Raw genomic sequence first — 5,472 nt, 5'->3', positions numbered from 1 at the left:
GGTCTGGTGATCACCCAGCGAACGCACCCGCATACCCAACAGTCTCTGAGGGGAGGAGCCTGGCTGAAGTGCCGTGCGTCACTCCTGGCGCGCTGTGTTCAAAAGTGAACAAACCCCCACCGGGCATCACGGAATGCTGATCGCGAACAGTCCACAGCACCTCCTGAGGAGACTCGTATGCAACTGGACCTGCCCGAACACGGCAAGAGCTCGCCCCTGCCGCCCTACCGAGCCCTACTGGCCGTGGACATGGAGAATTTCAGTCGGACCGGTGACCGCAACCAGCAGTTCATCGGAGAACTCATCCCGAAGGTGCTGGAGGCGGCTCTGTCGGACTCCGGCATGGAGCAGGTCTGGAAGGAGAAGCTTTTCGCCAGGCACGGTGGCGACGGGTTCGTGTTCGGCACCGATCCTGAACACCTGCCCTTCCTCATCAGCCCCTTCCTGGAGAACCTGCAAAAGCAGCTGGAGGCGATCCAGCCGACCCTGGCCGCGCTCGACCGGGAACTGCGCATGCGCTTCCGTGTGAGCATCGATGTCGGACCTTTGCCCTACCACGGCCCTGATGACCCGAAGAACGCCATGGGCAGGGCGATGATCGACCTCCACCGTCGGCTCGACTCCGAAGAGGTCAAGGCCGAACTCAAGCGCACCGACCCCGACGCCACCCTGGTCGCGACCGTCATCTCCCGCCGTGTCTATGAGGACGTCGTCCTGGGCGGATTCACCCCCCTCACGCCCACTCGCTGGCGCGCGGTGAAGACCACCGTTCCCGACAAGGGCTTCCAAGCCGAGAGCTACCTGTTCCTGCCCGTTCACACCTGGGGCCCCGATCCGGATGAGGGACCCGGGGAAGTCGGGGACACCCGTGGCCCGGACTCCGACGGCGGCGGACCCGGGAACACCCCCACCGCACCCCACAAGGACCTCGTACCCGGAGGGGGGATCGGTAACAGCGTCGGCTACAACGACCACGGTCAGGTCGTCCAGGCAGGTCATCTCCACGGTGGTGTGAGCTTCGGGGGCGGTGCCTCCCATGACGGCTGACGAGGAACGGAACGGGACCGGGAAGGAAGACGAACCCGACCGAGCGCTCAAAGAGGCGGAAGAGAAGGGAGGAAAGAAAAAGAAGGAGGACCCGAAACCCTCACCCTGGGGAAACTGGGTCAGAAAAAACCAGGGACAGGTGGTCAACGCCGGCAGAGTCGACGGGGGAGTCCACTACCACCACCACATCGGTGAGGACATCACCCGCAGACTCAGGCGGGCGGCACGACTCTCGACGGAGCGCGTGAACGAAGTACTCGCCACCTTCTGTCCCAGCGACAGCGCTCGGTACGCGACCTTCCAGAAGGCACTCGGACTCCACGGTGTCGGGGTGATCACGGGCAAAAGCGGAACCGGACGGGCCTTCACCGCAGTGCACGCCCTGGCCGAAGCGAAACCGGACACCCCGATCGAACAGCTCACCGTCGATCCAACGCAGAAGGACGCGGGGATCTCCCTGATCAACGTGGACTCCGGCCACTCCCGTTTCCTGGACCTCACCCCCTTGCCCGAGCTCACCGGAGCCCAGCAGGTCGGTTTGCGCGGGCTTGTGGGAGAGTCCCGCAAGGCGGGTGCACTCATGGTGATCATCGCCGGACCGGGACAGCGTGAGGAATTCCTGGCAGAACTCCAGGCGTGGCTGCACATCGACGAACCCGCCCGAGCCGAGGACGTCTTCCAACGAACCATGGAGAGGCTCTGCGGGGCAGGAACAGCCGAACGGTGGTTGGAGGCGACAGAGGTCCAGAAGGCTTTGGAGGGAGCCGAACCCGCCAGGGCCCTCAGATTGGCGCAGGAGGCACACCGAAGCCGTCCTTCAGACCAGTTGTCGGAAGAGGAGGAAACGCTCTGGATCAAACAGACGCTCGAAGCGTGCGCCGACGTCACGGAAGAACTGGCTCGATGGTTCAAACGCAATCAGCGGGAAAACGAATTCCGGCGTGTGCTGCTGGCCACGGTGGCTCTGCTCGAAGGCGCTCACCGGTCCGTGATCGTGCACCACGCACATCGCCTGGCCAGGGAGTGGTACGTCCCGTCTCTGTGGCAGACACCCATTTCAGGGGACGGCTTGACAGCGCACCTGTGGGAGATCGGTGCACACGTTCGAGACGATCGGGTCCACTTCAACCGACGCGGACATGGCGACGACGCTCTCGACTACTTGTGGCGGGAACACCCCGGCACACGCACGCTCGTCGAGACATGGGCCACGGAGGCGGTGGCCGACCTCGAAAGTCCACAACGGTTCGAGGCCGCGCGACGGTGGCTGGGTCTGGCCCGCCGCCACCGAGACGAAGCACCGGTGGCGGCGTTGATCGAACACTGGGGCGATTCGTACCAGTTGATGTGGGCGGCGATCCCGGCACTCGCGGAAGCCGCCGTCACCCCGGAGCTCGGGACGCAGGTGCGTTCCGCGCTGTACCGGGCGGTGACCGCTTCGGGAGCGACTCTTCGGGACCGCACCGTTCTCGAAGTTTGCCGTGTCTACGGTCGGGTCCAACCGTCGACAGCCCTGACCCGGATACGTCACATCGCGGCGAAGGTACCGGCTCACTGGGACGAATTGTTGATCCAGGCCGTGGAGGACATCGCGGGGGAACCGGGCAATATCGGCATTGTTGTGGAGGCACTGGTCTCCTGGCACGAAAAGCCGGGGCGGGGACGTGTGGCCACCGTCGCCTCCCTTGCTCTTTGCCGGCTCCTGGCAGCTCGCGGCGGTGAGTCGGTGCCCCGCGTGATGATCGAGATGACTGAGGGGCAGATCGACGAGGGCATGGTGATCGCCGCGTGGCGAGCCGCGTCCCATGCGGGCACACAGGTGGGGCGGCCTCTGTGGGGCTGGCTCGACGTGCTGGAGAGCGGAGCGGACGAGCACCGAGGGTTCGATGTCCTGTGCCACGCCGCTCGTGGACACGAACGTCTCTCACCAGCGGTGAAACGTGGTATCGGCCGCTGGAAGCACGCACATGGTCGCCGGGCTCCTGCTCTCGATGGACTGTCGCGTTGGTTGGACGAAAGTGAGGAGACCCGGTGATGACACGTCAAGGTAGAGGCAGCAGGCCGAATGTTCCGGCCTGGAGCATCGCCTTTCGCGCCCCGGACACCACGCACGCCTTCCAGGCCCGTGTGGCGAGCGCCACCGAGGGCTTGTGGTTCGAAGGGGATTTCGAGGCGATCGTGTCGTGGAACGGAGCGGGGAACGCCGCCCGCGCAGGTGCCTTGGCCCGGATCCAACGCGAGATCATCCGCATGGCCTCCAGCGTGAGCGTGAACTTCCCGCTGGGGGACCGAGGCATGGCCGAAGCCGAGATCGCTTGTGCGATTGCCGAGGCCCGGGGCTTTCACGAGGAGAAGGTGCGCGAGGTCGCGGTGTCGGTGAGCCTGACCGTGGACCAAGAGGACCTCGACTTGGAGCGGGAACGCGAACGCGTGGGCCCTCGAAGTGAGGTCGACAGGGCGCTTCATCGGGTTCGGATGGAACGGGTCGGTGAACTCCGGCGCGATGTGCTCAGCGATCCACAGGTCGCGCGTGTGTGGTGGTACGTGGAAAACCCCGACCTCCTGCACGAGATCCCGAAAGCGGGTGAGGCCCTGGACATGCTGGCCATGCTCCCCGAGGAATCGACCTCCGAGGACACGACCCGACCCGAGGTCGGGAACGACCCGGTGTTGGACGCCTTTCTGAGCGGCTTGGAGGAGTGGGAGATCCCCGGAGTCCTGGACCGGTTGACCACGATGCTGGACGGCTTCGAACGCCGTGACCTGGTGGAGCGTCTCCGCGAGAGGTGGCCGGACCGGTGAGAGACGGCGATGAGCACGTATTCGAGGACTTGTCGGAAGGACCACCCTGCGCGGAGTGCGGAGGGGTGCGCAACGTTCTCGAGTCCAACCATGGGAACAACGTTCAAGCACACACGATCCACGGGGGAGTCCGTTTCTGCGCTTGTTCCCATGACCCCCAGAAAGACGACGTCGCCCTCCTGCAAGCGGAGACCGAAGCCAACCTGAACCTGATGGCCGGGCACCTCACCCTTCCGACACCGGACGGAGGCGTCGAGGTCGAGCGGGAGCTCTTCCACGAGCTGGTGTCGGTCGAAGGCGACTTCCTGCTCACCGGCGACCCCGGTATCGGCAAGACCGCTCTGATGCGCAAACTCGCCCAGCACTACCGGGATCGAGGCCACGACGTGGTGCTGCTGGACGCCTCGACCTACCCGGAGCGAGTGGACGGCAGGTTGGTGCGCAATCTGGAGACCGTCCTAGGGGATTGGAAGGGCGACCGGCCAGGGCACCTGTTCATCGACGCCCTCGACGGTGACCGTGCCGGTATGGCCGAACAGTTGGCCAGGACCGTGGAGCTGCTGGTGGGTAGTCGTTGGCGCACGGTGGCCAGCGTTCGTCTGTACGACATCACCCACAACCGGCGTTGGCGCAGGGTCTTCGCCGGAGCCCCGGTAGTGGTGGAGGGCGACCACCGGGTGAAGGCCCTCGAGGGGGTGCGGCACTTCCGGGTCACCGGTCTCACCGACACCGAACTCGCCCGGGTGGGGACACGAGTGCCGGGTCTGGGCCGGGTGCTCACCTGCGTCGACAGCGATCTCTTGAGCAACCCTTTCAACCTGTACCTGGCCTGCGAACTCCTCAACATGGGGGCCTGGCCGAACGACTGGAACGGTCACCTGGACCAGAGCGCGCTCCTGACGCACTACTGGAATCAGCGTGTCATGAACAAAGGTCGGTTCTCACGCATGAAACTCCTACAGGAGTTGTGTCGGCTGATGCTGACCGCTCGCCGACTCCAGGTGAGCCAGGGAGATGTGGCGGCCGAGCACGTCAAAGAGCTGAGCGATCTGGTCTCCAACGGCGTACTGAGGGAGATCGCTCCCCGCTACGCCAACGCGATGCCCTCGTTGGCCTTCGGACACCACATCTTCTTCGACTACGCGGTTTCCCTGCTGATCTTCTCTGACGGGAACGGGTCCCTGTTGGTGCGGTCGCTCAACGAGCAGCCCAACCTCGTCTTCGTGGCCCGCCCCGCCATCGATCTGCACCTGACCGCGACCTGGCACGCCGACTCCGCCCGGAAACTCTTCGCCGAAGTCTGCCGAGGGCTGGCCCGTACGGAGCACGACCTGGCCGGGGTCGCCGCCGCGAACATCGCTGTCGGCCTGGCCCGGAACGAGGAAGACGTCGAATGGCTGGTCTCGGCGCTGCTCGCAAGAGAGGAGAACGCCGCCGAGCGGGTCGTCGACTGGGTGATCGGTGTTCTCCGGGGGAGAGAAGGGCGGGACGCCGAATCCCGAAGAGAGGTGGTTCGGGTCTGGACCTCCGTGGCCACCGCCCTCGCCCACCAGCTCGGATCGACCTTCCACGCCAAACCGGTGAATCTGCTCTACCAGCTCTTGCAACGACTACACGAAATCG

General features: G+C 65.1%; 4 protein-coding genes. All 4 read left to right on the top strand.

Features of this window, described 5'->3' with window-relative positions; translation table 11 throughout:
- Positions 1-177: 177 nt before the first annotated feature.
- The gene (locus D472_RS0113555) at positions 178-1,047 is read left to right on the top strand and encodes a hypothetical protein (protein WP_017605027.1); all 870 of its coding nucleotides are present in this window, start codon (positions 178-180) and stop codon (positions 1,045-1,047) included.
- Between the two features lie 139 nt (positions 1,048-1,186).
- Positions 1,187-3,082: a hypothetical protein gene (locus D472_RS0113550; RefSeq protein ID WP_152447958.1), complete on the top strand. Its 1,896-nt coding sequence runs from the start codon at positions 1,187-1,189 to the stop codon at positions 3,080-3,082.
- Positions 3,082-3,849 (top strand): hypothetical protein, encoded by a 768-nt coding sequence (locus D472_RS0113545; protein WP_017605025.1) that lies wholly within the window; start codon positions 3,082-3,084, stop codon positions 3,847-3,849. Before D472_RS0113550 ends, D472_RS0113545 begins: the two co-directional genes overlap by 1 nt.
- 65 nt (positions 3,850-3,914) lie before the next feature.
- The coding region (locus D472_RS25545) for an AAA family ATPase (protein WP_152447957.1) at positions 3,915-5,472 on the top strand (1,558 nt) is incomplete at its 3' end.

This window comes from Nocardiopsis alkaliphila YIM 80379, from assembly GCF_000341005.1.
Taxonomy (GTDB): domain Bacteria; phylum Actinomycetota; class Actinomycetes; order Streptosporangiales; family Streptosporangiaceae; genus Nocardiopsis; species Nocardiopsis alkaliphila.
Note: the sequence above shows the minus strand (reverse complement) of the source record. Positions and strands in the feature narration are given on the sequence as shown.

Excerpts from the sequence above, each read along its gene's own strand:
- D472_RS0113555 (WP_017605027.1), top strand. The coding sequence starts at position 178 with ATGCAACTGGACCTGCCCGAACACGGCAAGAGCTCGCCCCTGCCGCCC.
- D472_RS0113545 (WP_017605025.1), top strand. The coding sequence starts at position 3,082 with ATGACACGTCAAGGTAGAGGCAGCAGGCCGAATGTTCCGGCCTGGAGC.